The following is a 24102-nucleotide window of genomic DNA, read 5'->3' on the forward strand; positions in this document are numbered from 1 at the left end:
GGCTTGTAATACTTTGTAATAAATCCTACCTTTTGCCTTGCCATTTATAAACCCCGGCGGCAAGGTTTATTGCCGTTTTATACCAACACATGAGAAAGTTTTTTGCCCTCGCCATCCTCTTCGCCTGGAGTGCCGCTTGCGCATATGCACAGGTTTCGGTAAGTAAAATATTAGTAGAGAACCGCAGCAACCCCATCGGGTTGGATATGCCTGTGCCGCGTTTTACCTGGGAGTTAGCCTCGCCGGTGCGTAATGTTACGCAAAGCGCCTACCAGGTAAGGGTAAGCACCCATGCCGATTTTCGTAAGCTGGTGTGGGATTCTAAAAAGGTAGCTTCAGATTCGTCGGTACATATTGGTTACAAAGGAAAAGCGCTGGCATCGCACACCAAATATTATTGGCAGGTACGTGTTTGGGACAACAACAAAAAAGCTTCGGCATGGAGCGAGGTAGGGTATTGGATAACATCGTTGTTTAATGAGAGCGAATGGCAGGCCAAATGGATAGGCCCCGGCTACACTGAAGATAGCCTTCGCGCTTCGCCAATGTTCCGTAAATCGTTCTCATCGGCAAAAAAGGTGAGTTCGGCAATTGCCTTTATCACTGCGCACGGGCTGTACGAAGCGCAGATAAACGGGCATAGGGTAGGCGATGCTTACCTCACCCCGGGTTGGACGAGTTACAAAACGCGCCTGCAATACCAGGCCTACGATGTTACTGATATGATAGCCGCCGGCAGCAACACCATCGGCGTTACGCTGGGCAGCGGCTGGTATCGTGGCACCATCGGCTTTACCAATGCTGCCAATAAGTACGGTAAAGATATTGCCCTGCTGATGCAATTGCACATTACTTACACCGACGGTACATCGGAAGTTGTGGTTACCGATGATAGCTGGAAATCATCTACCGGGGAAATAACCTACTCTGAAATTTACAACGGCGAAACCATCGATAATCGCAAAATTAAAAAAGGCTGGGCGCTTAATGGTTATAACGATAAGGGTTGGAGCGGGGTACAAGTAGCCGATTATGGTTATAAGAATCTATTAGCCACTTATAACGAACCTATCACCAAACACGAAACTTTTAAGGCCCTGCGCGTTATCAAAAACAAAAAGAACGAGCATATAGTAGATTTTGGGCAGAACCTGGTAGGTTGGGTTAAGATCAGGCTGAAAGGCAAAAAGGGGCAAACCATAACCATATCGCACGCCGAGGTGCTGGATAAGGATGGTAACTTTTATACCGATAACCTCCGTTCGGCAAAAGCGCAGGATAACTTTATTTTAAGTGGAGATGGCGAGGAAGTGTTCGAACCGCATTTTACTTTCCATGGTTTTCAATTTATTAAAGTAGAAGGCTACAACGGCGAGCTTAACCCCGATGATTTTACGGCGATTACGCTTTACTCGGATATGGCACCTACGGGTACTTTCACCTCATCAAATGCTTTGGTTAACCAATTGCAGCACAACATACAATGGGGGCAAAAGGGCAACTTTTTAGATGTGCCAACCGATTGCCCGCAGCGCGACGAACGTTTGGGCTGGACAGGTGATGCGCAGGTATTTTCGCGCACGGCCACTTTTAACATGAACGTAGATAACTTCTTCGCGAAATGGCTGAAGGATATCCCTGCCGACCAACGCCCCGACGGAGCAGTTCCTTTTGTGGTGCCCAACGTACTCACTAAAAATGATGCCGGAAGCGCAGGCTGGGGCGAAGCTGCTACCGCTATACCCTGGAATATGTACGTGGCCTATGGCGATAAACAGGTATTGGCCAACCAATACGCCAGCATGAAGGCCTGGGTAGATTTTATGAAGAACCGCGCTAAAGACGACCTGTGGAACACCGGCTTCCACTTTGGCGACTGGCTGTTTTACAGCGTGAACGACGATACCGATGGTACATCTGCCGTAACCGATAAATACCTGATAGCGCAATGTTTTTACGCTTACTCTACCCAGTTGCTGATAAACGCTGCGCAGGTATTAGGCAAAACCGACGACTACGAGGCTTACGGCAAAAACCTGAAACGCATTAAGGAGGCCTTTATGCGCGAATATGTTACGGCCAACGGGCGCATGGTATCGGGTACGCAAACCGCTTATGTTTTGGCATTGAACTTTGATATGCTGCCCGAGGAGCTTCGCCAGCAAGCGGCAACCAGGCTGGCCAATAATGTAAAGGCTTACGGCGACCACCTTACTACCGGCTTTTTGGGAACACCGTACCTGTGCCAGGTGCTCAGCCGTTTTGGTTATACCGATGTTGCTTACAAACTGCTGCTGCAGGATACTTACCCAAGCTGGTTGTATCCTGTTAAGATGGGCGCTACCACCATATGGGAGCGTTGGGATGGTATAAAACCCGATAAAACTTTCGAAACGCCTACCATGAACTCCTTTAACCATTACTCGTATGGCGCCATTGGCGATTGGATGTACCGCACCATGGTTGGGTTGGATACTTACAACGATGCGCCCGGCTACAAGCACATCAAAATAATGCCGCACCCGGGTGGTGGTTTCAGCAATGCATCGGCAAGTTTGTTAACCTATTACGGGAAGGCAAGCGCCGCATGGGCCATAAGCAATGGGCAACTAACGCTTGATGTTACGGTGCCTGTAAATACAACGGCGTCGGTTTACATCCCCGCCAAAGATGCGGCAAGCGTAACCGACGACGGGCAGCCGCTAAAAAGCGGCAAGCCTTTTCAGCCAACATACGGGCAGGAAAGTTACGTGCTGGTAGAGCTTGGCTCGGGCACGTATCATTATACTGTGCCGATAGACGTGAAAAAGTAGGATTTGTATTTCTCTTGTCATCCTGAGCGAGAGCGAAGGATCTATTCGCGAACTATGCATTACCACAATGCAAGTCGGCTAATAGATGCTTCGTACCTCAGCATGACAAGAGGTAACTTACAATTGCGCAGTAAACGCAAACCCTACCACACCATTATTGAACGTTGGCATAATAAGCGTTTGCTTTTTAGAATTATCGTCGTGGAAAAGTTTATTCCTGAATAGGGGGTACAATGCGTAGGCCGCCTTGGCAGATAATATACCAAAGCCGGCACCGGCAACAATATCGCTAAACCAGTGCTTGTGGTTGTAAACCCTTAAAATAGCGGTTGCCGATGCACAGGTGTAGCCCAATACACCATACCAGGGCGATTTATCACCATACTCCTGCGCCATAAATTCGGCGGCTACAAACGCGCTGCCAGAATGCCCCGAGGGGAAAGAGAGGCGGTCGGCGCCGTTGGGTCGCAGCCTGTCTGATGAGCTCTTCAAGCCAAAAGTTACCAAACCGAATATCCCTTCAGACATCCCTAACAATATCGACCTATCAATGAAAGTGTTTTTGCCATGCACACCTGCAAAGTTTAAACCGTAAACCAGGGCGATTGGAGCATATTGAAGATAGTTTTCTACGGGGTATAGGTTGCCCGGATGGTCTTGCTGTGCATCGCGATCAATACTGAAGTCGAGGTCGCGGATAGCTTTCACTTTAAAAGACAAGGCGCCGTAAGTAACAAAAACTGCCGGGGGAATAAACGATGGCCATTTACTCCGCAAGGGCTTTACTGTATCGGGCAAAGCCAGCAGGTTGGCAGAATCTGTTTTGAGGGAATCTTTGGTGCTAACCTTTATTTGCGCATTTGCGGTAAGTGTTGAAATGCTTAAGATGATAAAAAGGGCCTTTTTCAAACCAGTGTATATGGGGTATAATTTAAAAATGCTGCTATTTATAAAAACAATCTGTAGAAAGTTTGGATGCATAGCCGTAGGGAAATGACATCCGTTTTCACGATTTGTTTTCAATAAGTTAACATGAACGGGTATTTGATCGATTAAGTATTTGCAGCATTAAAAATATGCCCGGGGGTACCACAAAATAGGGCTAATAAAACAAAATGCAAATTTTTTGTAAACAATATGCGTTTATGCGGGGTTTATCTAACAGTTAATAACTAATAAATACTTTTTTATATACGATAAAGCTTTACGCATTAAACAAATATTTATAACCGAAATCTAAAAAGACAGGAACACCTATGAAACGATCGATTTTTGCAGCGGCAGCTTTATTAATACTGAATGTTACAGCAAGCCGCGTTTTTGCACAGACAACACCAACTACAACCACAACTACAGATACAACCAAAAAAGTTGCACAGGATACTGCTAAAGTAGAAAGCGCAACTGACGTGGTAGGCGCACTGGCCAGCAATGCCGATTACAGCGATGCTTTAACCGCAGTAAAGGCAGCCAAGCTCGATTCTACCTTAAAAACAGGGGGGCCATACACCATATTTGCGCCGCATAACAATGCGCTTAGCCCCGCCAAGGTTGATAGCTTAAGCAAAGACCCCGCTAAACTGGCCACTATACTTAAAGGCCACGTAGTGAATGGTAAATACGGTAAAAAAGAAATTATTGCCGCCCTTAAAGCGGGTAAAGGTAAAGCTACAGTTACCACTATCGACGGGCAAACACTTACGCTATCACTAGCAGGCAGTAAACTGCAAATAACCAATGCAGCAGGCAGCTCGGCACAGGTAACCCTGTTCGACCTGATTGGCGCTAACGGCATTGTGAACGGCATAAATGGCGTACTGTTGCCCACCAAGTAAACCTACAAACTAAAACTATATGCAAAGCCCGGCCTTCAGTGCCGGGTTTTGTTGTTTATACAATAATGATGTTCGGCACATATTAGTACATTTGGGCAAAACACCCGCACCATGCAAACACCCGATGCCGCTTACTGGATAAAACATTTATCGTTACAGCCACATCCCGAAGGTGGTTATTATAAAGAAGTTTTCCGATCAGAGAAACAGGTGAACAGGGTAGGGGAGGCAAAAGTATTACAGGCATGTACGTCAATTTACTACCTACTGGAAGGGGAGGACTATTCGGGCTTCCACCGTATAGCATCTGATGAGATTTGGTATTTCCACAAAGGTTCGCCGCTTACGGTGCACATTATTGCGGAGGATGGCAAGCCCGAAGCACATGAACTGTCCGACGGCCCTAATGGAAGCCTGTCGTTAGTAGTGCCTGCCGGGCTTTGGTTTGCTTCCGAGATACCCTCTAAATCGGGTTACGCTCTGGTTAGTTGCGCAGTAGCACCGGGTTTCGAGTTCAGCGAATTTGAGATGGCGGAGAAAGCTGAGATAACCGCGGCATATCCGGGCAACGAGGAACTATTTGACAGGCTTTGCCGATGAGCGGGTAGATGTGCAGATTTCAGATTCCAAATGTGCAGATGATGCTCAAATGCACTAAGAATTTGAAGTATCTAATCACTCTTACAGAATTTATTTTTTCATCTGCACATCAATAAACTTATCCTGTATCTTTCCAAAAAACACCACCATAACTATAGCCCCGATGGTAGCGAAAAGCATATCGCTTTGCGTATCCCAAATATAACCTTGTGTACCCAGGAAGGCATCGCCGCCCTCGCCCGTCATTACCGATACCAACCACTCTATAAACTCGTAGGTAACGCTGATGCTCATGCAAACGCATACCGTTAAAAAGGCCAGCCAGCCCCGCTTTTGAATAACCTGCTTGCGGATAAACAATTCGCGCACGATGAAAGCCGGTACAAAGCCCTGCGCAAAATGGCCAACCTTATCATAGTTGTTACGGGTTTGGTGGAAGGCATCGCGTATCCAGTTAAAGGCCGGTACTTCGGCATACGTGTAATGCCCGCCAATAAACAGTATATAGCAATGCAGTAGTATGGCCACGTAGGTGAAATAGGTGAATTGAAAGCGTTTGTAGGTTAGCATCAGCACTATAAAACCTACAATGGCAGGCAGTACTTCCAGCATCCAGGTAAAATAGTCGTGCGGGTTTATGGCGGATGCTATCAGCCCTATAAAAAACAGGATAACTAAGGTTAGGTGCTTATTCATGCCTGTAAATTATAAAATAATTGCATGAATTTAAGCACCTTGATAATACTGTCCCTGATTATAAGTCCTCAACAAAATTAATTTCCTGCCCTTCATCAAAGGCTACGTAAATCCTTTTCCATGGGTCCTCGCCATGCATTTTCCATTGGTGGGCGGTGCCGGTGGTGTCCATGGCTATCAATAGTTCGCCGGGTTTAAGCAAAAAGGTTTCGCCCAGCGCGGTCTCGAACTCTAATGTTCCAGTGATGGTAATTACGTATTGCGTAGTTGGCGCATTGTGCCAATCGTAGAATGAATGCGGGGGCGATTCCTGGAAACGGATGCTTGATGCCTGGTTGAGTACACCTTGCGCAACCGTTCCTGTTTTGATGTGCGAGTGCCCGTCTTCGCCGGTATATAGTTTGTAAGCTTTTATCATAACTGATCTTTGCCCGCCAAACTAATAAAATAAACCCGGCTACGGTGTACTGAGTTTAAATCTTAACCAGAAATGGCCAAAAGATAATCCATACTTAAGCCGGCAACGGTACCCAAAAGCAGGTTTTGATAATAAGGCTTCCCCGCCAAACGCACACGCTGGTGTTGTTCAATTCCCTGCAAGGTTACGGTTTGGTGCCCGGCCGATAAGTGCTGCTGCCCGAGGTATTGGTAAGCATACTCGGATATCAGCAGGTCGTTATTCAGCTCCTTGGTTTTTGCCTGTAAGCGGGCTGCTATGTTAACGGCCAGGCCCATTACCGATAGTTTTGGTGTGCCTTCCAGCGCAAATTCGTCTACATAAACGTTGCCCGCATGCAAGCCGGCACCCATTTCTAAAGGGGCGTTCTCACCGCCTTGCGTGTACGAATCGTTAAAAAGGCCGATGGTTTTGAACATGGCACCTGCTGCCTGGTAAGCGTTGTTTACGGCCTCGCGGATATCATCCTGCAAACCAAATACAGCATACAGGCTGTCGCCGGCGGTTTCTACCACCTTACCACTAAAATTTTTAATGATCTGGTTAAAGGCAGTAAACAGGCGGCGTACCACCTGTATCACTTGCTGCTCTGGCTGGGCTTCCATTAAGCCGGTGAAATTCCGGACGTCTAAAAATAATATGGCGAGTTCTTTTTCCTCGGGAGGTGCGGCCGCCGTAGCGCCTGTAACCGGTGTATATGTTAGGTAATTGTTTTCCATGAGTTTGTGAGTATATACCTATCAGACGACCAAGTGGCGTTTACATTTCAAACAAAATGGCAAAAAATGTTTTCGTGATATTGGGTTGACACAAAGAGCCTGTTTAGCACTAATAATGATATTTTTGATGCTGATGAGATGCCGCCTATTGTTGTTTTTATTATGTATGCTTTGCGCCTGCAACCGGCCGCATAACGTTAATGTGGCTTTTTATTATTGGAAAACCAATTACAAAACCACGGCGGTTGAACAAGGCTATTTGCAGCAGCTAAAAGTGCGCAACTTGTATGTACGCATAATTGACGTATACAGGGATGCACAAAGCGGCGCGGCTGTACCGGTGTCGCCCGTTACATTCAGCGCTGCTTTGCCCGACAGCATTAATATAGTGCCGGTAGTTTTTATAGTGAATAATATACTGCGCAGTGCAGGTAAACCCGAACTGAACAGCCTCGCTGCCAAAATAAGCACCTTTGTGAACGGTAAAGTAAAGCAGGCCGGTAAGCAGGGCTATCACGAACTGCAAATAGACTGCGATTGGACCGCCACCACCCGCGATAATTATTTTTACTTGTTAAAAGAGTTGGCCCGGCAGCCGGCGCTTAAGGGCATCAGGCTATCGGCAACTTTGCGCCTGCACCAACTGAAAAATTTGAAGCGCAATGGAGTACCGCCCGTAAGCAGGGTGATGCTGATGTGCTACAATATGGGCAACCTGCGCAAGTATGGCAATCAAAACTCGATACTGGATATGGTGGAGTTGAAGAAGTACGCTGATCAAAATGTGGGCAGTTATTCCTTGCCTATGGATGTAGGCTTTCCGCTTTTTAGCTGGGCCGTTGTGTTTAGGGATAAGCAGTACGCAGGTATCTCAAAAAGAGTAAAAATTACAAACCTGCAGAATAAAAAACAGTTTATATTTATAGGGAAAAATATGTACCGCGCGTTGGATAATTTGCCCGAATACGGCTTATTGCGAAACGACGAAGTACGATGGGAGGATGCCGAAACGGGGGACTTGAATAAGCTTGCCGGCTACCTTTCGCCACTAATAAAAACTGATTCCCTGAACCTGATCTACTTCCACTTAGATGAAGATATCCTTAAAAAATATACGCCCCAACAACTGCGGGAAACTGCTGAAATACTGCGTTAGTTTTATTGCCGTGTTTTTGGCAAGTACGGCCATTGATATAGCCTGCGGCCCCGAGCCCGACCCTTACGATTATTACATTTCTTTTTTTCATAACAACCTGGCCGATAATAACGATTATAAGCCCTTTAACTTTTCGGGCTATACCTTTTTGTATGATGAGGCCGAACCCGGCAGCGAGGCCGCCATTAACAGCGCCGAATGGGCAACGTATTTAGGCGGAGGAATAAAGGCGGCCGATATAGAAAGGGCTATGTATGGGCTCGATAGAAAAGCTGATAGCCTGTTGCAAATAAAATACCTGGCGGGCAAGGGATCGCTGCCTGATAGCTTACGCGGCAATAGCTTTTTAATAGGTATTCGTGCCAAACAACGTAAAGATGTATTGGCCTACTACCGTTTTGCTAAACAAGCCGAGCGCTACGCCGCTAAAACCGATTATTGGGACCCAATCCCGCGCGATACCACAGCATTGGCGCGTTTAGGCAACGAGGCGTTAAAAAGAGGGGAGGCTGTTACCGATGGCTTTTTGAAACTGCGTTATTTTTATCAGGGGCAAAGGCTGCTGCGTTACGCCGGTGAGTTTAAACCCGCAAGCAAAATTTATGAGCAGCATATTGCGGGCGTGAAGTCGGTAAGCCACGTAAAGGGTTGGGCACTGGCATTACAGGCAGGGATGGAAGCGGATAGCGTGAAATCGGCTTACATGTTTTCGCAGGTGTTCGAGAAATACCGCGAGCGCAGGGTGCAGGCCTATCGTAACTATAATTACACTAATGCCCGGCCCGAGCAGGTATTGAACCTGGCAAAAAGCGACCACGAAAAAGCCGTGATATACGCCATTAACGGATTAGGCGACCCACATTTTAATGTACAGCACCTCAAAGATATTTACGGCTGCGAACCTGCTTCGCCTGTGGTGGGTATATTGTTGGCCCGAGAGGTGAATAAACTGGAGGAGGCTTATCTGGATCAGAAGGTAACTAAAGGCCTGCCACCAATAGCAAGCCCCGTAATGTCGTTCAACGGGTATTACGATGTAAATGCCGAGAGTTTAAGCAAAGCAGCGTTAAAGGATTTTAACGGCCTTAACAAGTTTTGCACGCAACTTTTTAACGAACGCCTTAACCCCGACTATGGCTTGGGTAAATTGGTGCAGGCCTACCTGGCCTGGATTAAGAACGATACCAAAGCAGGGCAACAATACCTTTCCGAACTGAATAATGTGAAGCTACGCAGCAAACTGCAAGACCAAAAACAGATAATCAACCTGCTGCTCATAGCGCAAGGCATACAAAAGTTTGATGAGATGGACGAAGCGGCAATGCTACCCTCATTAAAGTGGTTGGACGAGAAGGTAAAGAGCGAACGCTATCGTGTTAATCATATCGATAATTATTATATCTGGAGTTTTTATTCTGAACGCCCCTTCAGCGCATCGGCGCGTAATTTTTATCAAACCATATTAGCACCTGCTTATTACAAAAAAGGGTTTGTAGCTAAAGCAGCGGCAGCCATGGCCAAAGGAGATGCGCCTGGGGATAAAGGTTATTATTTCGGCAGTGTGACCCTCGACTTTTGGCGAAATTACCTGCACCCGGCCTCGGTTAGCACCCTTATCGCCTGGAGAAACAACCCACCACAGAACGCCTATTTAAAACTGCTTTCGGATGGGTTGCGTTTACATAATGACAAAGAACTTTACGACCTGTTGGGTACAACTTACCTACGCCATCATCAATACGACAAGGCCGCCGCGGCTTTTAAAAAAGTGGGAAAACCATATCTTGATAGTCTGCAAACTAACCTGATTTGGAATAACGAAAATCATGGCTCCGACCCGTTTATCGACAGGTTGGCAGACTATCCAAAGGTATGGCTCATCGACAATTCGAAGGGCTATTCTAAATTAGGCTTTGCCAACGCCATGTATGCTTTGCAGCAAAAGATGAAAGCATCGCCTAACGACCCCGCCAATTATTATAAATATGCAACAGGCTTATACAATACAGGCACCCACGGCAATTCCTGGAGCTATATCAGCTATGGTTGGGCAGCAAGCGATGCAGGCAGGCGTAAAGAGCATTATTACGACGAAGATTACATACAAAGCGCCAATGCCGAAACTTACTACCGTAAAGCACGCGACCTGAGCAATAATGCCGAGTTTAAAGCCAAATGCACTTACATGCTGGCAAAATGCAGGCAAAAGCAGATAAACTATGAGGATCTTGGTGAAGACCGTTATGCTTATGAAGGCAATAATAGTAAATATCAAAAAGCTCTAAGGCAAAACCCTTTCTTCAACGAGCTGAAAAATAATTACGCTAACACCAAGTATTACAAATTAGCTGTAAACGAATGTAGCTACCTGCGCGATTTTTTGGGCATTAAAGGTAAATAGATTCGGCACTATTTCAACCAAACCGTTTGCGTAAATGCGCCGTTTACGGCAGCATCCCAAACTTCCAGCCGTACCCATGTCCTGCCTTTCAGGTTGAGGGTTTTGCTGAAGGTTTGTACGCCGAAGGCTTTGGTAGCATCAAGGTTTATGCGGTCGTGGTAGACCTTTTTACCATCGCCCGATATAATGTCGGCGTATTGCATTGGGAAGGTCCAGTCCAGTTTAAAGCTGATATTGGCGTTGCCGTTCGCAGATAGGGTAGCCGTACCGCCGCTTTGTTTGCCGTTTACCGTAAAGTCGTTTATTAAAACTTCGCCCGTGGTAGAGAAAAAGCTGCCCTGTTGCATGGCATCCACTACAGGTTGCCAACCTGCGTTGAATTGTGGCTGCTTGTTCATGCGCAGATAATTGATGTTCATGTGGGCGTACATCTCGTTTTCGTGGGTGATGGTGAACCGGTCGGCTTCGGATATTACTTTCTTTTTCAGGCCCCAGTTGTTCATATCATCCATAAGGTCAAGCACGCGTTTGCCAAGGCGAGGTTGCGACAGGTCGGCCGGCATGGCTTTCCAGGCGCCGCCTAAAAAGGTTGGCGATTTAAAGAACTCTTCATCTTTATATTTATCCGGATAGCCCGTAGAGCCTTTGGTGCGCGGGTGTGCGGTCCATGCTAAGCCGTTCTCGGTTTTCAGCAATTGCAGCATATCGTTCTTGTCGCCTATATGGTATACCTTGCCATGCTCGGTATCTTCGGTAACAAAAGGCTTGCCTGCCTCGCGCGACATTACCCAATACACCGGTTTTGGGAATATCTGCAGCCAGTGCCCGCCGTAAAATTCGTTGGGCTCTTCGCCGGGCATCAATAGGAAATCATTGGTTGATGAGCGCTTGCACAAGTCGAACAGCGACTTTAGTTCCAGCAGGCGTTTGTCCTCCGGGCCCTTTGGATGTGCAGTGTAGTGGAACTCTGCCAAATGCACCATGTTCACATTCATTTTTTTGAACACATCTACAAAGGCGGGTTTCTCGGGCACGGGCTTGCCGGCCAGCACCACGCTCATAATAAACTCGTTGTGGAAGTGGCTCGCCATGGTTTTGTAACCCGGTATGACCTTGTAAACATCGTTATGGGTAAAACGTTTTACGTTTTCCAGCAGTGCGGCGGCATCGCCGGTGCCCAACAGGCAGAAAAAGTTGAGGCGCTGCTTAGTGCCCGGCGGCGCATTGAACCAGGGGACAAAGCGGTTATCGCCTTTCAGTTCTTGCCTTATGCCCATACCAAAACCAGCCAACGTTTTGCGGTAGTTGTTGCCGTACCAAACAAACTTCAGGTTAAAGGCCTCATCCAGCGGATAGAAATATTGGTGCGGAGCGGGGAACACCGCTATGCTGCCGCCGGCATTGCTACCCAGCACCGTGCGGTATTTTACGGCAAGGTTGGTTGCGGTATCGGCCGCGGCAGCGTTATCGCTTTGTACTTTGCCATACACATCGCTCCAGCTTACTTTGCTCACGGGCTTTTTATCTGCCACCAAACCGGCATCGTACAAAATAGCTGTGGAATCTATCGCTGTAGAAATTACCGCCGCCACATTGAACAATGGCTGCCCGGTGTAAAGGGTTATTTGCAGGTCGCCACTAAAGTTTGGCGCTTCCACACCGCCAATACTAATAACCGTGCGGCTGCCCGACGTACTGATATTGAACGAGCGTTTATCCAGCGTTACTTTATACGACTGGTGAGGTTTCAGGGGCACCTTATCAAAAAAGATATTCCAGCCGTTTTGCGATATCAGGTCGCGTTTGCCTTCGGTGAGGATAAACTCGGGGTTCACATTTTTGATCACCTCGCGATAGGCGGTACCTTTAACTAAACCAATACTGCTGAACAGCGGCTCGCCTTTTTTGAGGTTTATCAGCATCCGCCCGGTACCATCTGCACCCGCGGGCCAACTTACGGTAACTATTTCTTTATCCTGTTTTACGCTTACGCCCGCTTTGGCATTAAAGCCTTTACGGCCAACGGTTATGTTTTGAGCGTTGAGGCCGGTAGTTGCCAGCAACAAAACAGTGGCGGATAAACAACAGAAAATGGCGCGCGCAAATTTTTGCGGGCTGCGGTGTAGCGTTCCCATAGGCGTGGTAGATGTAAATTGGTTTGCCAAGATAGGAAAGTTTTGTAGTCGCAGCGTCTCAAAAATTAGCACCAAAGTATCGTTTTTAGCGTTTTAAGGGGCTTTTTGCAGTTTTTTACCTCAAAAACGGCAGCAAGGATAAGCTGAAATTCACATAAGGTACGTTGCTCAGTTTGTTGTTGATAAAATAATCGCTGGAGGTTTTGTTACGGTCGAAAACGCGGGAAGAAAGAGGCGTTAATATGCCGCCGCTTACGCCGAATATAAACTTCTTGGCAAAGCGGTATTCTATACCCGGGCCGGTTTTGAGGTCGATAGTAGTGTAGTTGACATCGTTGGGCAGGGTGGGGTTATTGATATTAAAGAAAGCTACCGAACCGGATAACGAGGTGCCGAACGTACCCCAGAAATTATCTGAGAATGCTTTACGTAAACCCAGCTGGCGCGGCAGGTTTACATTCAGTTCTATATCGTTATCAAATTTATGCCAGTAGGTAAAAAAGGGGACAACAGGCACTTTCAAAGATGGGTCGATGTTGATGATCAAGCCCACCGAGTAACGTGTTTTCGCTGTTTGCTTCAGCGGGAATATGGCTGTACCCAGGTAGCTAAGCCGTTTGATGGAGCTTGCCTCGTTGGTTACGCCTAGCACGCTGGCCATTAAAAACACCGGGCGCCCAAATAACGAATCCCTCCGCTGGAAGGCAGCCGAGAAACCAACGGTAGATTTATTGAAGATGCGGTCTTCGTTACCAACTATCGGGTTAAAGCTCTCCACATCGGTTATCTCTATCCGTTGCTGAAAATAATTCAACGATGCCGAAAGCGAGTTTTTACCCCAGGTTTTCAGCGGGATATTGAAGGCCATATTGGTGCGGATGGTGCTGGCGCGGCCTTTAAACAGAGGGTCGCCGTAGAGTTTGCCATTGATATCGCCCTGCGAAATAATATCTGTTGAAATATGCAATTGCCGCAGCATGGGGTTTGCCTTGGCGGCCTCGGCAATGGCAGCGTTGCGTATCGAATCTATCATTTTTTGCCTTGCAGCATTGGGCGCGGTTTGAGCAAATGCCATGGCAGACATCAGGCATAATGCCGACATGGTAAAGAGTGTTTTTTTCATAATAAGTAGTAGGGTAGGATGGGCTAAAAAATGGAGCGGGGCAAATCAAGTGCCCCGCTCCGGGATATATTTAATTGTTGTTAATGGGCTTCCAAGCTGAGTTGACCGCTATTGTTAGCGGGTTTCTTTTTAAATTTCAGCATCAGGTTTTCTACAATGAGGTACATGGCAGGGACCACAAATAGGGTAAGTATCATAGAACTGGTTAAGCCGCCTATAATAACCCATGCCATGCCGTTCTTTATTTCGGCACCGTCACCGCTGGCAATTGCTATGGGGAGCATACCTAATATCATGGCCAGGGTGGTCATCAATATGGGGCGAAGGCGTTCTTTACCGGCTTCTACCAGGGCATCCTTTACATTGTGGCCTTGTGCTTTCAGGTGGTTGGCAAAATCTACTATCAAAATAGCATTTTTAGATACCAGCCCCAATAGCATAATTACACCAATGAGCGAGAAGATGTTAAGCGTTTGCATGGTAAGCGCCAGTGCCAGTAAAGCACCAACCAGCGCTACAGGGACAGAGAAGAGCACCACAAAAGGGTAAATGGCATTTTCGTACAAGGCCACCATAATAAGGTACACCAGCACAAAGGCCACGCCCAGCGCAAAGAACAAGCTTCCGAAAGCATCCGCCTGGTTTTTGGCATCGCCTAAGAACTCTACCGTGATACCCGCAGGCAGTTTCACCGATGGGAGTTTTAGTTTGATATCATTAGTAACCGAACCCGTTGGCCTGCCTGCAACGTTAGCGTTCACGGTGATAGAACCCATACGGTCGCTGCGTTGCAATACGCTTTCGCCAAGGCCTTCGGTTACATCGGCAAATTGGCTCAATACAAAGGTTTGGCCATCGTTATTGGTGAACGACAGGTTGCGCACATTGTTGATGCCCGAGCGGTCGTAACTATCCAAGCCGATGAGGATGTCGTACTCGTTGCCATCCTGCTTAAATTTGCTTTTATCGTTACCGCTAAAGGCGTTTTGCAGGGCAGCACCAACTTGACTGGCATCAATACCCAATAGCGTCATTTTCTCGCGGTTCAGGTTTACTTCCACCTGTGGCTTTTGGTCTTTTACCGATAGCTCTACAAAGCGGGTACCCGGTACCGAGGCTACGATGTTTTTATATTTTTCGGCTACTTCGCGCACGGCTTTCAGGTCAACACCCTTAATGGCTATCTGTATAGGTGTTTGGTTGGCTCCGCCCGATATAGAGGTTGGTACCGATGTTATTTTTGCCCCCGGGATAACTGCACTCAGTTTCTTTTGCATCTTCATCCCGAAATCCTCGGCAGAAATATTCCTATCGTTCTTATCCACCATAGCAATGGTAATTTCGGCGCGGTTACTGTTATTGGTAGCACCGGCAACGCTGCCCGTTACAAAGCCCACGCTCGAGAATACTTCGGTAACTTCGGGCTGCTCCATTATCATTTTTTCGGCACGCTGGGTAAGCATGTTGGTTTGATAAACCGATGCCGATGGCTCCAGTTCCAGCGAGATGATGAGTTCGCCCTTATCCGCAGTAGGGATGAAAGCAGCACCGATAAAGCCCGCAGGCACCAAGGCGATAGCGCCAATAATAAGCACGATAGCCCCGCCCAGCAGCCAGCGTTTTTTGTGCAGTACAACGGCTAATATTTTACCGTAATCTTCTTTCAGGGTATCTAAAAAGCGCTCGAAACCGAGGTTGAGTTTACCCCAAAGGCTTTTTTCGTTCAGGTGCTCTACCTTGCCGAACTTGCTGGCCAGCATAGGCGTAACCGTAAACGATACGAACAAGCTCATCAGCGTAGAGAATACCACTACCAGCGAGAACTCCTGCAATAGGTTACCGATGATACCGCCAGCAAAAGCGATGGGCAAAAACACCACCACATCCACCAGCGTAATGGCCAGCGCAGTAAAGCCAATTTCGCTACGCCCTTCTAAGGCTGCTTTTTCTTTATCGGCACCCATTTCTAAGTGGCGGTAAATGTTTTCCAATACAACAATCGAGTCATCCACCAAAATACCTACCACCAGCGACATAGCCATCAGTGTCATCAGGTTTAACGAGAAACCCATAAAATACATCAGGATAAACGTTGGGATGATAGACGATGGCAGCGCCACCAATACGAACATCGAGCTGCGGAAGCTGTGCAAAAAGGCAAGCATCACAATACCTACGATGACTACGGCCAAGCCCAAGTCCTCCATTACACCATCTGCCGAGCGCAGGGTGTAAATACTTTGGTCGGACGAGATGCTGAACTTCAGCTTTTCGTTTTTGTATTGTGCTTCTATCTCGGTAAATTTCTTTTTCACCAGTTCGCTTACATCTACGGCGTTTGCATCGGTTTGCTTAACGATTTGCACACCTATGGATGGTATACCGTTGATGTGGTTAATAGCCGTGGTTTTGGCGGTCGCATCAACCACTTCGGCAATATCCTTCAGGTAAATGCTGCCTGCTTTGGGGCGCTGTTGTATGATGAGTCCGCGTATCTGCTCTACCGAAGTTACGTTGGCATCAAAGCGGATGGATAGCTGCTGGTTGCGCGTTTCGATACTACCTGCCGGGTACGATTGATTGGCTTTTGCCAGTGCATTGGTCACCTGCTCAATGCCCAATCCGTAGGCTTTTAGCTTATCCTGGTTAATGTTTACCTGTATCTCGCGCTCGTCGCCGCCTATGATGTTTACCTGGCCTACGCCGGCAACGTTTTGCAGCAGGGGCAGCAATTGCTTATCCACAAAATCGTACAATTCGCGCGGCGAGCGTTGCGATGTTACGCCGGCTTTTATTACCGGTACTTCTTCCAGGTTTATTTTGTTTACGATGGGTTTGTCTATCCCGTCGGGCAGGTCGTTTTGGGCCTGGTCGGCCTTGCGCTGTATGTTGCGTTCGGCCTGGTCAATGTCGGTACCACTTTTCAGCGACACTACCACGCTTGATACGCCTTCCTGCGAGGTGGAGGTAATTTTATCCAAACCTTCTACAGATGAAAAAGCATCTTCCAGCTTTTTGGTTACAGATGTTTCCACCTCGGCTGCTGCTGCACCGGGGTATATAGTGGTTACGGTTACGGTGGGCACCTCTATCTTCGGCAACAAATTATAGTTGAGGCTGAAGTAGGAGCGTGCACCAAAAATGAACAGCACCGTAAATATTACTATGATGAGTAGGGGCCGCTTAACGGCAATTTCTGTTATAGACATGGCTGCTCGTTTTATTTAGAAATACTTACTTTGCTACCGTCCTTCAGGTTTATCTGGCCCGATGTTACAACCACCTCGCCGGCCTTTAAACCATCTGTAACCTGTATCATGTTGTTAAACTCTACGCCTGTTTTTATGGGCTTTTGATGCACCACGCCATTTTGCACTACGTAAACGCTGGCATCCTTAATACTTTCCGTTAAGGCTTCGCGTGGTATCAGCAGAATGTTTTGGGTGGTTTTGCGCGAGAAATCGGCATACACGAAAGTGCCCGAACGCAGTACCGCGCTCTCTTTATTGTCGGCAATTATTTCGGTTTTGTAGTTGTGCGTTTCATCGGCCTGCGGGCTGATAAAAGTTATGCGCCCATTGAATATTTGCCCCGGATAAACATCGGTCGTTATCTTCACTGGTTGCCCTTGCTTCACCTGGTAAACTTCCATCTCGGTAAGGTTAAGCTGCACCTTGGCTTGCGACAGGTTCACAATAGTAGCTATCTGCGTGCCCGCATTGGCAAAAACACCCTGCTCTACCAGTTTCTCAGATATGGTACCAGCGGTTGGGGCTTTTATAGCGCCATCGGCAATTTGCTTTTTAATTTGGTTTACCTGGTTGGCAGCATCGGTATAGTTCTGCCTTATCTCGTTCACCTTTTCCTGCGTGGCGGCTTGCCCCTGCAATAGTTCGGTATAGGTTTGCAGGTCGCGTTTAAGGCGGGCGGCATTGCTTTCGGCTTTTTGCAGGTCAAGCTGGGCAAGGCGGGTATCAATTATGGCTAATACTTGTCCTTCGTCTACATGGTCGCCCAATTCAAAACGTAGTTGCTGTATGGTTCCGCCTGCGGTAGCCAGCACCTTGGCTTCTTTAAACGGAGCAAGGCTACCGGTTTTTACCAGGCTAACTTCCTGCGGTTGCTCTTTAGCAGTAGATACCTTTACGGGGATAGATACTGCTGTATCCAGTTCGGGCGCTTTCTTTTTATCTAAAGTGTGTTTGTTTGATGCCAGCCTCCATACAATAAGCGCCAGTATGATGAAGATGATAAGGCCAACGGTATATTTCTTTTTCATGATGTTAAAGTGAGTTATAGTATGTTTTAAGGCTGCCATTCGCTTTCTCGAGGTCTAACCGGGCCTGGTAAAAGCTGTAAAGCGAGTTGAGGTAATTATTCTGTGCGTCTTTTATAGAGTTGCGTGCGGTTATCCAGTCTATGAGGGTGGTAACGCCTTTTTTGTATTGCAGGTCGGTGGTCCTGAAAACTGATTCTGCCAGTTCTATATTCCGTTTATCGTTGCTCAGGTTGGTTTGCGCTTTTAATAACTTGGTGCGCGAATTCTCAAACTCCATCTGGTATTTGCCCTCGTCAAGCTTCAGGTTTTCGGCCGCGTTCAGGGTTTTGTACTTGGCCTGATTGTACTGCGCGTTCCGTTTAAAAATATCGAACAACGGAATGGTCAATTTCAAACCAACTGCCGAGAAGGGGTTCAAATCGCTAAAAGCGGGGCCTAAAGTATTACCGAAACCTACTGCACCGTAACGAACGTAACCGGTTAACCTTGGCAGTGCGCCTGCTTTAATACGTTTTTCGTCAATCTCTAAAAGTTTTGAATTTACCTGTGATAGTTGGTAATCGGTACGGTTGGCTACTGTAAATGAATTATCGGTAGTAGCAATTTCGGCAGGCACCACGGCAGCATCCTGTTGCGATACGCTATCTACCGGTAGTACATCGGCAATGGGGTAGCCCATTTCGTATTTCAACTGGTTTTGGGCAAGGGTAAGGTTACTTTCGGCAACACGAATTTGCGAGGTGGCATTGTTATAGTCTACCGTAACCTTATCCAGGTCTTTTTGCAGGGTAACGCCTTTTTGCACCTGCAGTTTAGATATATCCATCTGCTTGCGGTAGCTATCGAGGTTCTCTTTCAGCAGGCGCAGTTGCTCGCGGTAAACATATATCTGGTAATAGGCGTTGCTGATGTTGTATATCAGCGTTTCCTGATTTTGCTTTACGTTAAGGTCGGCTTGCTGTTTGTTGTATTTGTTGGCTTTCAGTCCGTTCAGCAGCGCCTGGTCGTAAATGGTTTGGTCGAGTTGGGCGGTACCATTGGTGTTGAACTTTTGCGTAAAGGCCACCCGCACCGGGTCGGGACCGAAAACCCCTGCAGGGATAATGGATTGCTGCACCTTCAGGTTGTCGTCGAAACTACCCGTTACACTTACCTTGGGCAGGTAATCGGCCAGGGCTTCTTTGGCTTTGGCGTCGGCAATGCGTTTTTCGTTGTCGTATACCGCGTTGCTGCGGTTGTTTTTTAAGCCGTAATCTATACACTCTTTCAAATTCCATTGCTGCTGGGCAAGCAAGGGGAACGGAAAAAGACAGATGATGGCAATTGCTATTCTTTTTCTCATGATCGCGCTAAGCATTTATTTGTGGCTTAGTGCGGGCAAAATTACCGGGCGATGCGCCTGCTATAGAGAAATTGAGAATGAACGGGACAAAAGGGAAGGTGAAACGGACAAAGGGGGGAGGGTATATCGCTTGGTTGGTTGACTCACCTCTAAGCGCATTCGTGAAAGCGCGATATTGCTACATGTTTTATATACCCCGTTAGGGGTTACCTGTTTGTAGCCCTGTCGTCAAAAGGATAGTTGTGCGCCGTAGGTGCTACCCCTGAGCGTGGAAAGTAGCCGTCTAATTGGGTAACCCCTAACGGGGCAATTATTGGGTTTATTTTTTGTGCTACTACAAACAGGTAGTCCCTCCGGTACATTGAAGCTTCTTTTGGCTGATGCACACTTTCTACAAACTCACGCACTACTGCTCCATCCAATTCAAAAATGCCGGTGCTTTCACTTTACTGATGATAATACGCTCCGGTGTATCATAATTGGTGGCTACAAAAAGCTTACGGTTAAAATAATGCTCAATGTTTTTTATCACATCCCGGTTGATGATGAACTGCCTGTTGGCGCGGAAGAACTGCCTCGGGTTCAGCATGGTTTCTAACTGTTCAATAGTATACTGCACAGGGTAACTTGTGTTTTGCCCGGTGTGGATGTGTACATTCCCGTTTGATGCATAGATGAAGTGCACATCCGCCACCTTTACAGGTATAATTTTTTCGCGGTAATGCACCAGCAGGCTTTGCTTGTAGCTGGTATCCATCTGCGCCAGCACGTTGTTGAGGTTTTGCGCATACTGGTTATTGCCGATGAGGTGCCCGCGGAAACGGCGGTATTTCTCCAGCGCACGCTCCAGCATATCCTCGGTTACGGGTTTCAGCAGGTAGTCCACACTGTTTGATTCGAAAGCGCGGATGGCGTACTCGTCAAAAGCGGTACAGAAAATAACCGGGGCATCGGTTTGCACCTCGCGGAATATCTCGAAGCTCAAGCCATCGCCCAGTTGTATATCTGAAAAGATAAGTTCGGGTGCCGGGTTTTCGCGCAGCCATTTGGTGGCAGCAGCTACCGAAGGGAGCATGGCGAGCACGTTGAGGTCGCTGTCCAGTTCCTCCAGCATGCCTTTCAGTTCTTTGGCGGTTTTGCTTTCGTCTTCAATAATAACTACTCTCATTTGGCTAATAATGGTAAAGTAACCGAAAATTTGCCCCCGGTGTTTTCTACTTCGATAGGTTTATTCATCAGCAGGCGGTAGCGCTCTTTTATATTCTTCAAGCCCGTTCCGGTGCCTTCTTCGGGTGTTTTCTTGGGCTGAAAGTTGTTCTCTACAATTAGCGATGGCGCATTGGTAGTAGTGATAGTGATATGCAGGGGCTGGTCGGGCGATACGGTGTTGTGTTTCACGGCGTTCTCTACCAATAATTGTAAAGATAGGGGCGGTATCTGGTATTGCAGGTGCTCATCGGGTATGGTAATGGTTACCTGCAATGCCTCCTCGAAACGCTGGCCAAGGATGTACAGGTACGAGCGGATAAAGTTGAGTTCGTTTTGCAAGTTGGTGAGGTAATGTTCGTTAAAGTTGAGCACATAGCGGTAAACCGATGCCAGCTGCACGATGTAGTTTTTTGTAGGCTGGTCGGTAGCAATGGTTTTAAGCGTACTCAGCGAATTGAACATAAAATGCGGGCTTATTTGCTGCTGCAGCGATAGGAGTTGCGCCCGCAGGTGAGCTTGCTCTAATAGCTGATTTTCTATCTTAGATTGTTGCAGCGCCGCGTTGGTGTTAACACTGTAGAAAACCACGTAGCAAATAATGCTGAGGAAAAACGCCCTCATAATATGCACCAACAAATTGGCAAGCGGATTTGGCGACGTTGGCGCATCGTGAAAATGCATTTCGGGCAAATAGCGCGTGAAAAATTCTGCCATAACCGATACCGCTGCCATAGCCGCTAAATTGCTTACTACCACCTTGAACTTGTTGATGGCCGGCATGTTGTGCAGCAGGAAATACCCGTGTATCAGCCAGCAAACAAAAGTGGTTGAAAACAACCTGAACAGAAAACTGATGTATTCCCATGCAGCAATTTCAACCGGGTTTACCTGCCTCAAAAGCAGGCTGCTCACCAGTATAATAAAGCAAAGCGTTATGCACCAGCGTATGTGGTAGGTTTTATACATATACAAATGTATCGTAAAAAAACGTAGCTACAGGCAGCCGGAAAGCAGGCGGACAAATTGAGGAATGAAACGGACAAAGGGCAAGATGAAAGGGGAAGTCGTGTTTTGCGCAGTGTTTGCCCTACGGGTTGCGAGCAGGCAGAGGAAATTGCATTATAGCGATGGGTTTCAAACCCATCGCTATAGTCAATTAATGTTTGTAAGCTATGTCCGGTTTCTAAACTGTTAACCGCCCATTCAGGCATCCACGCCTGAATGTTATTGTCTGCCAGCGTCTGCGCTGGCGAAATTCGTGAGCGTGGACGCTCACAAGTGTTTTCATCCAGGCGTGGACGCCTGGATGGGCGTTCCAATTATAGCGATGGGTTTTAAACCTATCGCTATGGTCAAATAGTATTAGTAAGCTATGTTCCGGTTCTATGCTATTACCTTTCTCCTCGATACCTTGAAGTTTTCCGTTTCGTATTCCGCCCTGCCCGCCTTATATTTAAGCCCATACTTTTACCCGTTCCCAAAATGAAAAAATTAGCCCTTCTGATACTGCTGTTATCGCCCGTTGCCGTTTGGGCACAAAATGCCGATTCGCTTTGGTTGGTGAATAATTACACAAAAAAAGAAGTAAGCATCCCCATGCGCGATGGTGTTAAGCTGTTCACCTCCATGTATATCCCTAAGGATAATGCCGAGAAGCACCCCATATTGCTTACCCGTACACCGTATTCGGTAGGCCCGTATGGCGAAAAATTCAGAGGGTATTGGGGCAACTACATGATGCGGTATTTCCGCGAAGGGTACATCATCGTTAACCAGGATATTCGCGGTAAATTTATGAGCGAGGGTGTTTTTGAGGTGGTGCGGCCCTTCAACCCCAATAAAAAAACAAATAAAGATATTGATGAGGCCAGCGACAGTTACGATACCATCGACTGGCTGGTGAAGAACGTGCCCGGCAACAATGGCAATGTTGGCGCTATAGGTATATCATTCCCCGGCTTTTATGCTACTATGGTGGCTTTAAGCGGCCACCCGGCGCTAAAGGTGGTGAGCCCGCAAGCACCGGTTACCGACCGCTTTTTTGGCGACGACGACCACCATAACGGCGTAATGATGCTGACGGATGCCTATGATTTTCATGTTGGTTATGGCTTCAGCGCTCCAAGCAGGCAGCCTTCGGTACAGCCGCGCAAAGGTGTGCCGCTTCATTATGCCGATAATTACGCCTGGTACCTTAAAATGGGTGCAATGCCCAACCTTACAAAACTTAGCGGCGATACCATGAAGTTTTGGAGCGATATGATGGAGCACCCTAATTACGATGCCTGGTGGAAGGCACGCGATGCCCGAGCCGGGATAAAAGATGTAAAACCCGCCATGCTGATAACCGGCGGCTTGTTTGATGCCGAAGATGGTTACGGTGCCTGGAAAACCTACGAAGCGCTGGTGCAAAAAAGCCCGGCAACCACCAGCAAACTGGTAATGGGGCCATGGTACCACGGGCAATGGGCAAGTAAAGATGGTACGCATTTGGGCAACGTGAAGTTCGATAGCAATACATCAACCTATTACCAGGACCTGGAAGTGCCGCTCTTCAATTATTACCTGAAGGGCAAGGGGAGCGATACGCTGAGCAAAGCCACCATATTTTTCTCGGGCGAAAATAAATGGCACTCGTTTAAAGAGTGGCCGCTTAGCAACACCAAATCTACAAATTTATACCTGCAGACGGGTGGCAAGCTGTCGTTCAAACCGGTGGTTAACATAAGAGCAGGTTACGATACTTACGAGAGCGACCCATCTAAACCTGTTCCGTACGAGGAACGGGTGCGCTCGTACCGCACGCGCGAGTACATGGTAGACGACCAACGCTTTGCCGCACGCCGTACCGATGTGCTCAGTTATGAAACCGATGTTTTAGATAAAGATGTTACCCTGGCTGGCCCGCTTACTGCCGACCTGATGGTAGCACTTTCGGGTACAGATGCCGACTTTATTGTGAAACTGATAGATGTATTGCCTGACGATGCCCCTGCCAACCCCGATACCAGGTACACCATGGCGGGTTACCAGATGCTGGTACGTGCCGAAACCATGCGCGGCAAATTCCGCAATAGTTTTGAAAAACCCGAGCCTTTTGTGCCCGGCAAGCCAACACAGGTAAAATTCAGCCTGCCCGATGTGGCGTACACTTTCAAGAAAGGGCACCGAATAATGGTGCAGATACAAAGCACCTGGTTCCCGCTAACCGATCGTAACCCACAAAAGTTTGTGGATATAAACAAGGCATCGGACAAAGACTTTGTAAAGGAAACCATCAAAATTTACCAAAACAGTTCTAAACTGGTAGTGCCGGTTCTGAATTAAAAGATATCGC

18 protein-coding genes are annotated in these 24102 nt (G+C 47.4%); 6 read left to right on the forward strand and 12 right to left on the reverse strand.

The genetic code is table 11. The annotated features are described in order from the left end of the window. Positions 1-89 precede the first annotated feature (89 nt). Entirely contained in the window at positions 90-2813 is a 2724-nt protein-coding gene (locus BC343_RS07570; RefSeq protein ID WP_078347167.1) for an alpha-L-rhamnosidase, read from the forward strand. A 117-nt stretch (positions 2814-2930) separates the two neighbouring features. On the opposite strand, the gene BC343_RS07575 is transcribed toward BC343_RS07570, so the two are convergent. Further along, entirely contained in the window at positions 2931-3722 is a 792-nt protein-coding gene (locus BC343_RS07575) for a phosphatase PAP2 family protein (protein ID WP_162276837.1), read from the reverse strand. A gap of 347 nt (positions 3723-4069) precedes the next feature. Here BC343_RS07575 and BC343_RS07580 point away from each other — a divergent pair, with 347 nt between their 5' ends. Further along, positions 4070-4648 carry a fasciclin domain-containing protein gene (locus BC343_RS07580; protein WP_078347169.1) on the forward strand — a complete coding sequence of 193 codons (579 nt, stop codon included), beginning with the start codon at positions 4070-4072 and terminating at the stop codon, positions 4646-4648. 111 nt (positions 4649-4759) lie between these two features. Further along, on the forward strand, positions 4760-5248 hold the full coding sequence (locus BC343_RS07585) for a cupin domain-containing protein (RefSeq protein ID WP_078347170.1): 489 nt from the start codon (positions 4760-4762) through the stop codon (positions 5246-5248). Positions 5249-5338: 90 nt separating this feature from the next. Here BC343_RS07585 and BC343_RS07590 read toward each other — a convergent pair whose 3' ends face one another. The 3 genes from BC343_RS07590 to BC343_RS07600 all read right to left on the reverse strand — a co-directional run bounded on the left by BC343_RS07590 (position 5339) and on the right by BC343_RS07600 (position 7120). Beyond that, positions 5339-5944 (reverse strand): DUF2238 domain-containing protein, encoded by a 606-nt coding sequence (locus BC343_RS07590; protein ID WP_078347171.1) that lies wholly within the window; start codon positions 5942-5944, stop codon positions 5339-5341. Positions 5945-6002: 58 nt separating this feature from the next. Continuing rightward, complete coding sequence (locus BC343_RS07595) at positions 6003-6362, reverse strand: cupin domain-containing protein (protein ID WP_078347172.1); 360 nt, start codon at positions 6360-6362, stop codon at positions 6003-6005. A gap of 62 nt (positions 6363-6424) precedes the next feature. Further along, the gene (locus tag BC343_RS07600; RefSeq protein ID WP_078347173.1) at positions 6425-7120 is read right to left on the reverse strand and encodes an adenylate/guanylate cyclase domain-containing protein; all 696 of its coding nucleotides are present in this window, start codon (positions 7118-7120) and stop codon (positions 6425-6427) included. Between the two features lie 202 nt (positions 7121-7322). Here BC343_RS07600 and BC343_RS07605 point away from each other — a divergent pair, with 202 nt between their 5' ends. Then, entirely contained in the window at positions 7323-8276 is a 954-nt protein-coding gene (locus tag BC343_RS07605) for a hypothetical protein (protein ID WP_143822094.1), read from the forward strand. Then, positions 8212-10677, forward strand: a complete 2466-nt coding sequence (locus BC343_RS07610) for a hypothetical protein (protein ID WP_078347175.1) — start codon at positions 8212-8214, stop codon at positions 10675-10677. Before BC343_RS07605 ends, BC343_RS07610 begins: the two co-directional genes overlap by 65 nt. Before the next feature lie 8 nt (positions 10678-10685). On the opposite strand, the gene BC343_RS07615 is transcribed toward BC343_RS07610, so the two are convergent. The 8 genes from BC343_RS07615 to BC343_RS07645 form a co-directional block, all read right to left on the reverse strand. Continuing rightward, positions 10686-12842 (reverse strand): CehA/McbA family metallohydrolase domain-containing protein, encoded by a 2157-nt coding sequence (locus tag BC343_RS07615; RefSeq protein ID WP_238381722.1) that lies wholly within the window; start codon positions 12840-12842, stop codon positions 10686-10688. A gap of 85 nt (positions 12843-12927) precedes the next feature. Next, positions 12928-13935 (reverse strand): DUF6268 family outer membrane beta-barrel protein, encoded by a 1008-nt coding sequence (locus tag BC343_RS07620; protein WP_078347176.1) that lies wholly within the window; start codon positions 13933-13935, stop codon positions 12928-12930. Positions 13936-14015: 80 nt separating this feature from the next. Then, positions 14016-17144: an efflux RND transporter permease subunit gene (locus tag BC343_RS07625; RefSeq protein WP_078347177.1), complete on the reverse strand. Its 3129-nt coding sequence runs from the start codon at positions 17142-17144 to the stop codon at positions 14016-14018. An 11-nt stretch (positions 17145-17155) separates the two neighbouring features. After that, the gene (locus BC343_RS07630) at positions 17156-18214 is read right to left on the reverse strand and encodes an efflux RND transporter periplasmic adaptor subunit (protein ID WP_078347276.1); all 1059 of its coding nucleotides are present in this window, start codon (positions 18212-18214) and stop codon (positions 17156-17158) included. A 4-nt stretch (positions 18215-18218) separates the two neighbouring features. Beyond that, positions 18219-19556: a TolC family protein gene (locus BC343_RS07635; RefSeq protein WP_078347277.1), complete on the reverse strand. Its 1338-nt coding sequence runs from the start codon at positions 19554-19556 to the stop codon at positions 18219-18221. Between the two features lie 206 nt (positions 19557-19762). Then, positions 19763-19978 carry a hypothetical protein gene (locus BC343_RS30710; RefSeq protein WP_143822095.1) on the reverse strand — a complete coding sequence of 72 codons (216 nt, stop codon included), beginning with the start codon at positions 19976-19978 and terminating at the stop codon, positions 19763-19765. Further along, entirely contained in the window at positions 19963-20724 is a 762-nt protein-coding gene (locus BC343_RS07640) for a LytR/AlgR family response regulator transcription factor (protein WP_078347178.1), read from the reverse strand. Before BC343_RS07640 ends, BC343_RS30710 begins: the two co-directional genes overlap by 16 nt. Then, positions 20721-21731, reverse strand: coding sequence for a sensor histidine kinase (locus BC343_RS07645; protein ID WP_078347179.1), 1011 nt, complete (start codon positions 21729-21731; stop codon positions 20721-20723). The genes BC343_RS07640 and BC343_RS07645 overlap by 4 nt, the downstream gene beginning before the upstream one ends. 516 nt (positions 21732-22247) lie before the next feature. Here BC343_RS07645 and BC343_RS07650 point away from each other — a divergent pair. Continuing rightward, on the forward strand, positions 22248-24092 hold the full coding sequence (locus BC343_RS07650) for a CocE/NonD family hydrolase (RefSeq protein WP_078347180.1): 1845 nt from the start codon (positions 22248-22250) through the stop codon (positions 24090-24092). Positions 24093-24102 lie beyond the last annotated feature (10 nt).

The organism is Mucilaginibacter pedocola (assembly GCF_002013915.1).
Lineage (GTDB): Bacteria > Bacteroidota > Bacteroidia > Sphingobacteriales > Sphingobacteriaceae > Mucilaginibacter > Mucilaginibacter pedocola.